Origin of the sequence: Pseudomonas sp. JS425, from assembly GCF_018223845.1 — a bacterium.
Classification (GTDB): Bacteria; Pseudomonadota; Gammaproteobacteria; order Pseudomonadales; family Pseudomonadaceae; genus Aquipseudomonas; species Aquipseudomonas asiatica.
Genome location: NZ_CP073661.1, coordinates 230,885 through 242,862, shown reverse-complemented (window position 1 = coordinate 242,862; position 11,978 = coordinate 230,885). Strand labels below are relative to the sequence as shown.

Below are 11,978 nucleotides of genomic sequence, written 5' to 3'. Positions count from 1 at the left end.
CTCACGCCGGTAATGCGCCTTCTTCCTTGTGCGCGTTGTGCAACACTTCGATCAGGCAGTCTTCCAGTTCGAAGCGCTCGTGCAGCAGGCCACCCAGCTTGCCCAGCTTTTCGGCAAAGCGCTCGGTGTCCTTGCACTCACCCTTGGCGCAATGGTCATTGAAGGCCAATGCGACCTGAGTACTGTCGTTGATCCGTGGGTTGATCTCTTCGGCCAGCTTCAGCGCCTTCTCGTCGCCGAAGGCCTTGGCCTCACTGACCAACTGCTCGCAGACTTCGAAATGCCACGCCGAAACGTAGTCAACGAGGAGCGCGCAAAAGTCCCCGTTCGTGTCCTTGTCGGCGAAGGCCGGCTTGGCATCGCGCAGCGCGCGGAAAGCCTGCACCAGTTCCTGGCGCTCCTCCAGCCAGCGGTCGATCAGTTTGTGAACCCCACCCCAGCGTTCCTGAGCGTTCTGACAACTATCGAGCATGGCAATCTCTTCCCTTCTGGGTAGATGCCGCTGCACCTCGCACCACGACCGTGCAGCACAAAGGTGACATCAGCAGGCGGCATCGAGCAGTTGTGTTTTCGGTATGCGTGCTGGGAGATTATTCCCGCGCGTGCTGCCCTTCAAGGTACGCAGCGGACAAAGTTCATACAAGTGTTTAATACCCTGTTACACGGCCATTGGTCGTGCCATTGGCGCAACCTTGCGCCAGGTCATGTTCTCGCCAGGGTGCGGAAACGATACGCCAGCAGGCAACTCAAGGGCAGCACCGCCAGCAGCAGGAAGGCCAGCAGGCTCCACTCGGGCAGGGTCAGGTCGAGAAAGCTCCAGGTGAGCGAGTTGCAATCCGGGCCGCCGAACAACAATTGGCGGGCCGCCTCGCCCCAGGATTGCTCGAACAGCCGCCCGAGCGGCACCGGGCAGACTGGAATGGCCCCGTCATCCCCTTGCAACCAGACATGCCGCGCTGCCAGCAGCGCCCCGGCCAGCGAACAGCCCAGCGTCGCCCGCGCGTAACAGCGAATGCCCGCCGTACCCGGTGCCTGCAGCACCGCCGCCAGGCACAGCAGCGCGTACAGGCCAAGCAGCAGGCGCTGGCTGAAACACAACGGGCAGGGCACCAGCCCGAGGACGCTTTCCAGGTGGAAGGACGCGGCCAGTACCGCCAGTGCAGCAAGGCAGGCAGGTAGGAAAAAGGTGCGCAAACGGGCCGGCAACATGGGCGGTGAAGGTCCCGGGATAATGAAGTGGCCTGAAACGGTAGAGGAAAGACGCGCTTTGTTTCAAGGCGCGACAGCAACGACAAGTCGCTGAATCACGAAGGAAATTTCCAACCGTGCAGTAGGAAACGTCTGAAGAAATGGACTGCAGATCTAACTTACATCGAGAGAAAAGTTACCCGTCCCCGGAGCCCGCGCCTTTGCGCGGGCCCTGGGGTAGGTCAGGCGCGTACGCCTTCGGGCAAAGGCAGGGCCAGCAGGCGCTCGTCCAGCAGGCCGAGGCCCTCCTGGAACAGCTGGTTGCTGCGCTCGGTCTCGCCAAGGCCGGCGAGCAGGCGCGCCAGCTCAGCACAGGCCTCGGGGTTGCGTTCCATGCGCAGGCTGCTTTCCAGATAGTCCCGCGCCTTGCCCCACAAGCGGTTCTGCAGGCTCAGACGGCCCAGGGTTAGCAGCAGGCTGGCATCTTGCGGGTGGGCCTTGAGCCAACCTTCGGCTGTTTGCAGCTGGCGCGCCGGGTCATCGCCGCGCACCAGGCCGTACAGGCGTGCCAGGTGGCTTTCGTATTCACGCTTGAGGGCGGTGCGAAGCACTTGTTCCGCTTCGCTCTGGGCGCCCACCTGACGCAATTGCTCGGCATAGGCCAGCACCAGTTGTGGCTCCTGGCGCTGGGCAGCAGTCAGTTGCTGCCAGGCGCGCTCCAGAGCCTGACGGGCGCTTTGCGCATCCTCGCCACGGGTGGTGGCCAGGCTCAGGTTCTGGCCCCAGGCACGTTGCTCCAGGGCAGCCAGCTCGGCGGCCGGCAGCACCTTGCCCTTGCGCAGGTCAGGCAGCAGGCGGATCAGGGCAGACCAGTCGCCGCGTTCCAGGTGCAGCCGCTGCAGTAGGCGCAGCACCTGGCCGTTGTGCGGGTGGCGCTCCTGCATGGCCAGCAGGGTTTCCAGCGCGCCGTCGCTTTCGCCACGGTCCATCTGCAATTGCGCATGGGTCAGGGCAATAGCCAGCTCCGCTTGCGGCTGGCGCTCCAGGGCACGTTCCAGCAGGTTGTCGCTGTCTTCGGTTCGGCCTTGCTCGTTGGCGGCACGCGCGGCACCGAGGTAATACAGCAACGGCTGGCGCTCGGCCTCGGCGGCACGGTGCAGATGGCGCTGGGCACTGGCCCAACGGCCCTCGGCGAGGTCCAGCTGGCCCTGCTCGATGGCCAGACGAACACGCCGGCTGCGATTACGCCGCGACCACGGGTTGACCACGCCACTGGAAGTCAGCACCAGGCCGACCAGGTAGCGCACCAGCCACAGCAACAGCACCACAACCAGCAAGCCGGCCAGGGCCGCCCACAGCCCCGACTGGTAGCGGAAGCTGCCATAGGAGATCAGCACGTAGCCGCTGTGCTTGGCGACCGCGATACCTAGCGCCGCGGCGACCACGATCGCCAGCACGGCCAGCAGGTAGACACGCTTCATGGCTTGCCCCCTTCAGCATCGGCCGGCAGGTGGCGGCGCTGGATATAGGCCTGCACTGCAGCCAGACTTTCGCTGAGGTCAGGGGTAACCACCGACACCGGCTGTTCGGCCAAGGCATTGAGGCTGTCAAGCATGGCCTTGCTTTGCGGGTTGTCGGCGTTGAAGTTGGCCAGCAGCACGCTGCGGGCGTCGTCCAGCGCCTGGGTGTAGACCTTGCTATCGCCATTGAGCGCTGCCCACTGGGCCTGTTCGATGGTCAGGCTCAGGGCCAGGCGCAGCTGGTTCAGTTGCTGCCCGGCCAGCAGCGGACGCACGTTGTCATCGGCGTTGAAGTCGATCTGGAAGTACTTGGAGATTTCGGCCCACCATTGGGACAGGCGACTGGCGCCATCACCATCGGCGGTGAGCGCGCCCAGGGCATCGGCATTGGTGTCGAACTCTGGCGACTGGGCGCTGAGTTGCTGCACCAGCTCGCGCTGAGCGGCGAGTTTCAGGAACAGGCCGGTACGGTCCGGTTGCTGAGTGCTGTTGAGCGTGGCCAGGCTGCGCGCCAATTGCTCACGGGCGGCGAAGGCACCCGGATCGCTCTGCTCGCGCAGGATCTCGTCCGCCCCCTCGACCAAGGCCTTGGCACTGGTGATGTCCTGCAGCGCCGACAGGCGCAGGGTGGCCAGGCGCAGCAGGTGCTCGGCCTCGGCCAGGCGCCATTCCTTGCGGCTTTCGCCCAGTATGGTTTCCAGGCGCTGGCTGAGACGTTGCTGGTCGCCCTGCAACTGTGCCACCAGGCGGCGGCGGTCTTCCAGCTCGCTGGCCGCCGGCAGGCTGGCCAGTTGCGCGCTGATCTGCTGCTCACGCTGCTGCAGGGCCTCGGCGCGCTGGTTCAGCGCCTCGATGTGCTGGCCCTGGTTGAATTCGCTGCCTTGCAGTTGACGCACCTGCCAGACACCCCAGCCACCTACCGCCACCCCGGCCGCGCCCAACAGCAGGGCCAGCGTTGCCAGGCCACTGCCGGAGCGCTTGGCAGGTGGGGTGATGACGGGTTCCGCCGGCGCCTGTGCCGACGGCTGATCGTTATTGGACAAGACAGTCTCGCTCACGTATCCATCCTTTGCATGGGGGCGCGCCGCATTCAGCTTAGCGCCTTAAGAGGCAGGTGCAGCGCTGCGCTGCACGGCTGCCAGCAAGGCCGTGGCACTGGCGCCACGGCAATCCACAACCTGTTGGGCCCCGGCGGCCCTGGCCTGATGGGCAACCCGAGGGCTGGGCACGAACAGCGGCAGACGCGCCAGCTGCGGCCAATCGGCGCCGGCCATCTGCTGCAAGTGTTCAAAACCCTGCCCACTGCTGACCACCAGGCCATTGAGGCGTTCCGCTTCGATGCGGCGCATCAGGGTGCCCGCCGGGTAAGCCGGCAGGCAGCGACGATACAGTTCCAGATAATCGACACTAGCACCTTGCTCTGCAAGACGCTCTGCCAGCAGTTCGCGACCTCCGACACCACGAACGATCAAGATCCGCGGTGCCGGCACGGCAACTGCCTGGCGCAGGGCTGGCAGCGCCAGCAACGCTTCGCTGTCATCGCCACGTGGGGGGAAGCTCACCGCCAGGCCCGAGCCCTGCAGCACAGCGGCGGTTGCCTCGCCCACGGTGAACCAGCCTTGCACGGGTGGCTGCAGGCCGGCATCGGCCAGTTGCTCAAGCAACAAACGGGCTGCCGGCTTGCTGACCACGATGATCGCCTGGAAGCCCTGCAGGCCTTCCAGCAACAGGCGTTGCTGGTTGTCCACAGCGACGGGCTCGATTGCTAGCAGCGGCAGGCAGCTGCTGGCTACCCCCGCCGCTGCCAGGCTTTGCGCCAGTGCCGCACAGTCCTCGGCAGGCCGGGTCAGCAACAGGCGCCACGAACTCACGGGTGGCCGGCCTCGCCGTAGACTTCCTTGAGGATGGCCTCGGCGCCCTGCCCCAGCAGGTCCTCGGCCACCTGCACGCCCAGGGTTTCGGCGGCAGTACGTGGTGCGCGGGCATCGGCCACCAGCAGGGTACCGCCGCTGGGCTGGCCGACCAGGCCACGCAGCCACAACTGGTCACCTTCCAGTACTGCATAGCAGGCAATCGGTACCTGGCAGCCGCCATTCAGGCGTTTGTTCAGGGCGCGCTCAGCCACCACCCGGTCGGCGGTATCGGCATGGTGCAGCGGCGCCAGCAGCGCGTGGATTTGCTGGTCGGCGCTGCGGCATTCGATGCCCACCGCGCCCTGGCCGCCAGCCGGCAGGCTGTCATCGACGCTGATGGTGGAGGTGATGCGGTCTTCGAAGCCCAGGCGGATCAAACCAGCGGCGGCGAGGATGATGGCGTCGTACTCACCGGCATCCAGCTTGGCCAGGCGGGTGTTGACGTTGCCGCGCAGGAAGCGGATCTGCAGGTCCGGGCGACGCGCCAGCAACTGGGCCTGGCGACGCAGGCTGGAGGTACCGACGATGCTGCCGGCAGGCAGCGCATCGAGGCTGTCAAAGGTATTGGAAACGAAGGCATCGCGCGGGTCTTCGCGCTCGCAGATGCAGTACAGGCCCAGGCCTTCGGGGAAGTCCATGGGCACGTCCTTCATCGAATGCACGGCGATGTCGGCTTCGTTGTCCAGCAGGGCGGTTTCCAGTTCCTTGACGAACAGGCCCTTGCCACCGATCTTTGCCAGCGGCGCGTCGAGCAGCTTGTCGCCACGGCTGACCATGGGCACCAGGGTCACCAGCAGACCGGGGTGGGCCTGCTCGAGGCGGGCTTTGACGTATTCGGCCTGCCACAGGGCCAAGGCACTTTTACGGGTGGCAATGCGGATTTCGCGAGTGGACATGGAACGCCCCGATCCAGAGAAATGCTGTCGATGATAACAGCATCGCCGGTATCGCTAGCAGATACGGATCAACAGGCCATGCGTGGTTTGCTGTGGGAGCGGCCTTGTGTCGCGAAAGGGCCGCACAGCGGCCCCAGGATTTCGGCAGTGATGCATAATTTGCTGCGGCCGCTTTACGGCCCTTTCGCGACACAAGGCCGCTCCCACAAGGCCCAAGCAAATCCACAGCCTTGCGCAAAGGGCTCAGAGGGTTTGCATCATCTTGCGCACACCGGCCACATGGCGCCGGCTGACGGTCAGGGCGTCACCGTCCAGGCCTTTCAGGTATAGCTGGAAATGCCCCAGCGGCGTGCGCTGCAGGCGTTCGATACGCTCACGGGCGACCAGGGCATTGCGGTGGATACGCACGAAGCGTTCGCCAAACTCGTCTTCCAGGGCCTTGAGCGGCTCGTCGAGCAACACTTCCCCGGCCTCGTGGCGCAAGGTCACGTACTTGTGGTCGGCAATGAAGTAGATGACCTGGGGCAAAGGGATCAGCTCGATGCCTTTGCGCGTGCGGGCACTGATGTGGCTACGCGGGCCGCCGCCTTCGTTGGCCGGCCTGGTGAGCGCCGCCAACTGGGCGCGGTTGGGCTTTTCGGCCTTGCGCAGGGCATCGCGCAAGGCCTGGGCCTGGAAAGGTTTGGTCACATGGCTGAGGGTACTGTCCTTGAAAGCCTCGGCACCGTATTCATCGTCCCCGGTGCAAAACACCACCGCCGGAGGCGCCTCGCGCTCGCACAGGCGAGCAGCAACCTGCAGGCCATCCAGGCCTGGCATGCCGATGTCCAGCAGGACCACATCGGGCTTGAGGCTTTCGATCAGCGCCAAGGCCTCCTCGCCGTTGGTGGCGCTAGGCTCCAGCACGGTGTAACCCTCCAGTTCGCCGAGCAGCCGGCTAAGGCGCTCACGGCCTTGGGGTTCGTCATCAACGATCAGGACATTCATAATTGCGCTGGATTCCTGAATGAGTCTCGCACAGGTATAGCGTAGACAGGTATGGTTCGAGCGACACTAAGGTCACGCTCTAGACCGGTGCGAAGGCCAAAGATTCACTCGGCCGGCAGATTCACTGCCAGTCCTCTGTCCAACTGTAGACGGTCCGTGGAACACTGCCGTTCATTCCTGCAAATCCTTCTCTATCGTTTTCCGCGCATTTCTGTCGACCAGCGCCCTGCGGCGGCCGGCCCAAACCCTGCTATCATCGGCGCCACTTTTTCGTTCACGCCTGCAATGAGTGAATCCATGAGCACCGACAAGACCAATCAGTCCTGGGGCGGCCGCTTCAGTGAACCCGTCGACGCCTTCGTCGCCCGTTTCACCGCCTCGGTCGATTTCGACAAGCGCCTGTACCGCCACGACATCATGGGTTCGATCGCCCATGCCACCATGCTGGCGCAGGTCGGCGTGCTCAGCGATGCCGAGCGCGACACCATCATCGATGGCCTGAAGACCATCCAGGGCGAGATCGAAGCCGGCACCTTCGACTGGCGCGTCGATCTCGAAGACGTGCACATGAACATCGAGGCACGCCTGACCGACCGTATCGGCATCACCGGCAAGAAGCTGCACACCGGCCGTAGCCGCAACGACCAGGTGGCCACCGACATTCGCCTGTGGCTGCGCGACGAAATCGACCTGATCCTGGCCGAGATTACTCGCCTGCAGCAGGGCCTGCTGGAGCAGGCCGAGCGTGAAGCCGAAACCATCATGCCCGGCTTCACCCACCTGCAGACGGCACAGCCGGTCACCTTCGGCCATCACCTGCTGGCCTGGTTCGAAATGCTCAGCCGCGACTACGAGCGCCTGGTCGACTGCCGCAAGCGTGCTAACCGCATGCCCCTGGGCAGCGCCGCGCTGGCAGGCACGACCTACCCGATCGATCGCGAGCTCACCTGCAAGCTGCTGGGCTTCGAAGCCGTGGCCGGCAACTCGCTGGACGGCGTGTCGGACCGCGACTTCGCCATCGAATTCTGCGCCGCCGCCAGTGTGGCGATGATGCACCTGTCGCGCTTCTCCGAAGAGCTGGTGCTGTGGACCAGCGCGCAGTTCCAGTTCATCGACCTGCCAGACCGCTTCTGCACCGGCAGCTCGATCATGCCGCAGAAAAAGAACCCGGACGTGCCGGAACTGGTACGTGGCAAGAGCGGCCGTGTGTTTGGCGCCCTGACCGGCCTGCTGACCCTGATGAAAGGCCAGCCGCTGGCCTACAACAAGGACAACCAGGAAGACAAGGAACCGCTGTTCGACGCTGCCGACACCCTGCGCGACTCGCTGCGTGCCTTTGCCGACATGATCCCGGCAATCAAGCCCAAGCACGCCATCATGCGTGAAGCGGCCCTGCGCGGTTTCTCCACTGCCACCGACCTGGCCGACTACCTGGTACGCCGTGGCCTGCCGTTCCGTGACTGCCATGAGATCGTGGGTCACGCGGTGAAGTATGGCGTGGACACCGGCAAGGACCTGGCCGAAATGAGCCTGGACGAACTGCGCCAGTTTAGCGACCAGATCGAGCAGGACGTGTTTGCCGTGTTGACCCTGGAAGGCTCGGTGAATGCCCGTAACCACATTGGTGGTACCGCACCGGCGCAGGTGCGTGCGGCCGTCGCCCGCGGCAAGGCGCTGCTGGCTTCGCGTTAAGGCCCATTGCGAGGGCTTCGCCCTCGTTCGCGGGCACGCCCGCTCCCACAGGTACAGCGTTTCCCTGTGGGAGCGGGCGTGCCCGCGAATGCCCCAACACTATTCTCAGCGTTTACCGCTGCGAATCATCTCCATGAAGGCCGGCATCGCCGCCTCCTTGTCCGCCACGATCCGCGCCATGTGCGGGTTGTCACCCATCAGCTGCAGCAACGCCTTGGCCTGCGGGAAGTCCGCCAGGAAGTCGATGTTCAGCACCTTCTTGCCCACCGCGTAGGCCAGGTCGACCGAGAAGCAGAACATCAGGTCTGCCAGGGTCAGTTGCTCACCCGCCACATAGGGTGCGAAGCGGCCGTTACGCTTGAGCGTGGCAAAACCGGCCAGCAGGTCGGCACGGGCTTTTTCCTTTATCAGCGGCTCGACCTGCATACCAAAGAAAGACTCGGCATAGCAGGTACGCGCCGGCAGCTCGATGTAGAGCTCGATTTCCTTGAGCAGCTCACGCACCTTGGCCTGCCCGAACGGGTCGGCAGGCAGCAGCGCCTTGCCGCCCTGGGTCTGCTCGATATAGTCGAGAATCACACTGGTTTCGCTGAGGAAGCCGTGTTCGGTCTCCAGCACCGGCACCTTGCCTCGCGGGCTCACTTGCAGCGCCTGTGGCGCCTGGCCGCCATAGAAGATGACTTCTTCGAAGGGCAGGCCTTTTTCCAGCAGGGCCAGCTTGACCATGTTGTAGTAGTTGCTGACCGAGAATCCATGAAGCTTGAGCATGAGGTAACAGCCTCCAGGCCGTAAGGGGTTGGCCCGGCTTTTATAGACCGTACGACCGCCCCTGACCAGCGTCATGCACCCTGTCAATGCCCGGGCATTGCCGCCACGGGCGTGGCACACTGTGCATCCCATCACAGGAGTACCGCCATGAGCGAGCCCACCGAAATCGACAATGACGACGACGAAGCCTTCGCCGAGGCAACGCTGACCCAGGCCATCGAGAACCAGATCGAAAGCGGCGACCCGGCGGCGGCGAAAGCCACGTTCAACAAACTGACCCTGGTCGGTTACGAGCGCGAAGACATTCTCAACCTGATGGCCCATGTACTGGCCTTCGAAATTGACAACATGCTGGTGGAAGACCGCGAGTTCGACCGCGAGTGGTACGAGAGCGCCCTGCGTGCGCTGCCCGAGCTGCCACCTGAGATGGATCAAGGCGAGGACGAATAACCCGGCTACACTCGAAGATCAGGCACCGTAGAACGGTGCCGTCATCCTTGTCTGGAAGTCAGGAGTCGCCATGCCTTTTACCCCCGATCTGATCGCTGAACTGGAAGTACTTTCGCTGTTCAAGCACGACAGCAGCCAGGAAGGCATCAAGATTCACAAGAACGCTTCCCCTGCCCTGGTAGCCGCCGCGCAACGCCTGCATGAAAAAGGGCTGACCGATCAACCTGATGGCGGCTACCTGACCAGCCTGGGTCATGACGCTGTCGAAAGTGTCCAGTTGCTGCAGAACATTCTCAAGGCGCCACAGCCGGCCTGAACTGATAATGCCAAGGGCTGCCTTGCAGCCCATCGCCGGCAAGCCGGCTCCCACAGGTACAGCAAATGGCTTGAAGCCGATGCGGTCGGAGTGGGAGCTGGTTTGCCGGCGATGGGCCGCAGCGCGGCCCTAATCAGTTGGCCACTGCCCTGCGCCTTTCCGCCAGGCGCGAGCGCCCGTACAGGAACACGATGGCCAGCAAGGCCAGCGCCTGCGCCGAAAGCGAGTAGGCGTCAGCGTGAACCCCCAGCCAGTCGAACTCGAAGAACGCCACCGGCCGCGTGCCAAGTACCCCGGCCTCTTGCAGCGCCTTCACGCCATGCCCGGCGAACACCACCGACAAGGCACATAGCAGCGCGGCGTTGATGCTGAAGAACAGCGACAGCGGCAGCTTGGCCGAGCCACGCAGGATCACCCAGGCCAACCCCACCAGCAGCACCAGCGCCGTGGCGCCACCCGCCAGCACCGCCTCGTGCCCGGCTGGGCCGGCCTGCAGCCACAGGGTTTCGTAGAACAGGATCACTTCGAACAGTTCGCGGTAAACCGAGAAGAACGCCAGCACGGCAAAACCGAAACGTCCGCCACCACTGACCAGGCTGCTCTTGATGTAATCCTGCCAGGCGGCAGCATGGCGGCGGTCGTGCATCCACACGCCAAGCCACAGCACCATCACCGCGGCGAAAAGCGCCGTGCAGCCTTCCAGCAGCTCGCGCTGGGCGCCACCAACGTCGATCACGTAGGCTGCCAGCGCCCAGGTTGCGAAACCGGCCACCAGCGCCAGGCCCCAGCCGATGTTGACGCTGCGCACCGCCGACTGCTGGCCGGTATTGCGCAGGAAAGCCAGGATCGCCGCCAGCACCAGAATCGCCTCCAGGCCTTCGCGCAGCAGGATCAGCAAGCCGGATACAAAGCTCAGCGACCAGCTCAGGCCATCGCTGCCCAGCAGTTTGGAAGCCTGCTCGAGCTTGGCCTTGGCTTCACTCAGGCGTTGCTCGGCCTGGGCCACGGGCAAGCCGTCCTGCAGCGACTGACGGTAGGCCATCAGCGATTTTTCGGTGTCCTTGCGCGCCCGGGTGTCGATGTTGTCCAGCGAGCTTTCCACCAGCTCGAAGCCTTCCAGATAGGCAGCCACTGACAAGTCATAGGCCTGGTCGTGATCACCTGCGCGGTAGGCCGCCAGGCTCTTGTCCAGAGTGCTGGCGGTGTATTCGAGCAATTGCGCCGGGCCACGTTTGACCTGCGGCGGCTGCGCGCGCTGGGCGCGGAACGCCTCCACGGCCGTGGCACCTTCGCTGGCGGCGACTTCGGCCGGGGTCTGGCGGGCCAGGTCGGCGATGTTCCAGGCCTTGTCGCCTTTGCCGGCTTCTGGCTTGGCGGTGAAGCTGGCGATGTAGGCAGCCACATCCCAACGCTGGCGGTCGTCCAGCTGGTCGGCAAACGAAGGCATCTCGGTGCCATCGATGCCCAGGGCCAGGGTGTTGTAGAGGTCGAACAGGCTCAACTGGTCGAGCCGCGAAACATCGCGCAGGTTGGCGGGTGCAGGCTCCAGGCCCACGCCGGCCGGGCCGTCGCCGGCGCCAGTTTCGCCGTGGCAGATCGAGCAGTTTTGCGCATACAGCGAAGCGCCGCGGGCCGGGTCCGGAGTAATTACCGGAGCCTGGCTGACCTCGTAGGCCACCGCCAGGCGCGCACCCAGCTGGCGGGCCTGCCTGGCAACAGCCGGGCCGTCCTGGCGCTGGTCGATGGCCTGGCGCAGCGCCTGGACGCCCTGCTCCAGGGCTGCTTGTTCAGCATGCGCAGGCAGGCCTTTGACCAAGTCGGCCAATACCGCGCTGAACTCCTGCTGCTCGCGGTATTCACCATCGTCGATCACCTTGCCGTCTTGCACGGTGGGCGGGTAGTCGGCGCCAATGTAGTCCAGCAGGTGCAGGGCCTTGGTGGCCTCGGCGGGGGCTTCGGCCAGCGCCAGGGTGCTGCACAGCGCCAGCACCGGGCCGAGCAAAATAACCGGCAGCCAGGCAAGCAGACGGGAACGGGTTTTCATGGCCAGTCTCGAAGGGAATGCGAAAGAGAACATTGTTCACTTCCACTTTGCTTCACTCAAGGGTGCTGGGCGGATTTCATGAAAAATCTTGGTACAAATCAGATGAAGAGTGGGGATGTGCTGAACCTGTGGAGATTCTGTCTTGTGTTGCCTGTTATGGCCTCATCGCTGGCAAGCCAGACTCCCACAGGTATTGCGCATGGC

12 protein-coding genes are annotated in these 11,978 nt (G+C 64.3%); 3 read left to right on the top strand and 9 right to left on the bottom strand.

All coding sequences use genetic code 11. The features are described from left to right. Position 1: 1 nt before the first annotated feature. From KDB76_RS01075 to KDB76_RS01045, 7 genes are all read right to left on the bottom strand, one after another. Positions 2-472 carry an Rsd/AlgQ family anti-sigma factor gene (locus KDB76_RS01075; RefSeq protein WP_023662697.1) on the bottom strand — a complete coding sequence of 157 codons (471 nt, stop codon included), beginning with the start codon at positions 470-472 and terminating at the stop codon, positions 2-4. A 230-nt stretch (positions 473-702) separates the two neighbouring features. After that, positions 703-1,209: a disulfide bond formation protein B gene (locus tag KDB76_RS01070; RefSeq protein WP_038408525.1), complete on the bottom strand. Its 507-nt coding sequence runs from the start codon at positions 1,207-1,209 to the stop codon at positions 703-705. Positions 1,210-1,430: 221 nt separating this feature from the next. Continuing rightward, the gene (locus KDB76_RS01065; protein WP_015268543.1) at positions 1,431-2,669 is read right to left on the bottom strand and encodes a heme biosynthesis protein HemY; all 1,239 of its coding nucleotides are present in this window, start codon (positions 2,667-2,669) and stop codon (positions 1,431-1,433) included. Then, positions 2,666-3,766: a uroporphyrinogen-III C-methyltransferase gene (locus tag KDB76_RS01060; protein WP_038408523.1), complete on the bottom strand. Its 1,101-nt coding sequence runs from the start codon at positions 3,764-3,766 to the stop codon at positions 2,666-2,668. The genes KDB76_RS01065 and KDB76_RS01060 overlap by 4 nt, the downstream gene beginning before the upstream one ends. A 45-nt stretch (positions 3,767-3,811) precedes the next feature. Then, positions 3,812-4,579, bottom strand: a complete 768-nt coding sequence (locus KDB76_RS01055) for a uroporphyrinogen-III synthase (protein ID WP_038408522.1) — start codon at positions 4,577-4,579, stop codon at positions 3,812-3,814. Continuing rightward, a complete protein-coding gene (gene hemC, locus KDB76_RS01050; RefSeq protein WP_025337275.1) occupies positions 4,576-5,517 on the bottom strand; it encodes a hydroxymethylbilane synthase in 942 nt (313 codons plus the stop codon). The genes KDB76_RS01055 and hemC overlap by 4 nt, the downstream gene beginning before the upstream one ends. Before the next feature lie 243 nt (positions 5,518-5,760). Then, a complete protein-coding gene (locus KDB76_RS01045; protein WP_015268539.1) occupies positions 5,761-6,504 on the bottom strand; it encodes a LytTR family DNA-binding domain-containing protein in 744 nt (247 codons plus the stop codon). Positions 6,505-6,801: 297 nt separating this feature from the next. Between KDB76_RS01045 and argH the strand changes: the two genes are divergently transcribed. Beyond that, positions 6,802-8,196, top strand: a complete 1,395-nt coding sequence (gene argH / locus KDB76_RS01040; protein WP_025337274.1) for an argininosuccinate lyase — start codon at positions 6,802-6,804, stop codon at positions 8,194-8,196. Positions 8,197-8,301: 105 nt separating this feature from the next. On the opposite strand, the gene KDB76_RS01035 is transcribed toward argH, so the two are convergent. Next, positions 8,302-8,964, bottom strand: a complete 663-nt coding sequence (locus KDB76_RS01035; RefSeq protein ID WP_023661319.1) for a glutathione S-transferase — start codon at positions 8,962-8,964, stop codon at positions 8,302-8,304. Positions 8,965-9,111: 147 nt separating this feature from the next. Here KDB76_RS01035 and KDB76_RS01030 point away from each other — a divergent pair, with 147 nt between their 5' ends. Together KDB76_RS01030 and KDB76_RS01025 are read left to right on the top strand one after the other, a co-directional pair. Continuing rightward, positions 9,112-9,414, top strand: coding sequence for a hypothetical protein (locus KDB76_RS01030; protein WP_023661318.1), 303 nt, complete (start codon positions 9,112-9,114; stop codon positions 9,412-9,414). Between the two features lie 70 nt (positions 9,415-9,484). Next, positions 9,485-9,730 (top strand): TIGR02647 family protein, encoded by a 246-nt coding sequence (locus KDB76_RS01025; protein WP_015268535.1) that lies wholly within the window; start codon positions 9,485-9,487, stop codon positions 9,728-9,730. Positions 9,731-9,863: 133 nt separating this feature from the next. Here KDB76_RS01025 and KDB76_RS01020 read toward each other — a convergent pair whose 3' ends face one another. Next, positions 9,864-11,807 (bottom strand): FTR1 family protein, encoded by a 1,944-nt coding sequence (locus KDB76_RS01020; protein WP_038408520.1) that lies wholly within the window; start codon positions 11,805-11,807, stop codon positions 9,864-9,866. Positions 11,808-11,978: the final 171 nt, after the last annotated feature.

What these genes read in the sequence shown, in the direction of transcription:
- KDB76_RS01075 (WP_023662697.1), bottom strand. Translation starts at nt 472, where the DNA reads ATGCTCGATAGTTGTCAGAACGCTCAGGAACGCTGGGGTGGGGTTCAC.
- KDB76_RS01070 (WP_038408525.1), bottom strand. Translation starts at nt 1,209, where the DNA reads ATGTTGCCGGCCCGTTTGCGCACCTTTTTCCTACCTGCCTGCCTTGCT.
- KDB76_RS01065 (WP_015268543.1), bottom strand. Translation starts at nt 2,669, where the DNA reads ATGAAGCGTGTCTACCTGCTGGCCGTGCTGGCGATCGTGGTCGCCGCG.
- hemC (WP_025337275.1), bottom strand. Translation starts at nt 5,517, where the DNA reads ATGTCCACTCGCGAAATCCGCATTGCCACCCGTAAAAGTGCCTTGGCC.
- KDB76_RS01045 (WP_015268539.1), bottom strand. Translation starts at nt 6,504, where the DNA reads ATGAATGTCCTGATCGTTGATGACGAACCCCAAGGCCGTGAGCGCCTT.
- argH (WP_025337274.1), top strand. Translation starts at nt 6,802, where the DNA reads ATGAGCACCGACAAGACCAATCAGTCCTGGGGCGGCCGCTTCAGTGAA.
- KDB76_RS01035 (WP_023661319.1), bottom strand. Translation starts at nt 8,964, where the DNA reads ATGCTCAAGCTTCATGGATTCTCGGTCAGCAACTACTACAACATGGTC.
- KDB76_RS01030 (WP_023661318.1), top strand. Translation starts at nt 9,112, where the DNA reads ATGAGCGAGCCCACCGAAATCGACAATGACGACGACGAAGCCTTCGCC.
- KDB76_RS01025 (WP_015268535.1), top strand. Translation starts at nt 9,485, where the DNA reads ATGCCTTTTACCCCCGATCTGATCGCTGAACTGGAAGTACTTTCGCTG.
- KDB76_RS01020 (WP_038408520.1), bottom strand. Translation starts at nt 11,807, where the DNA reads ATGTTCTCTTTCGCATTCCCTTCGAGACTGGCCATGAAAACCCGTTCC.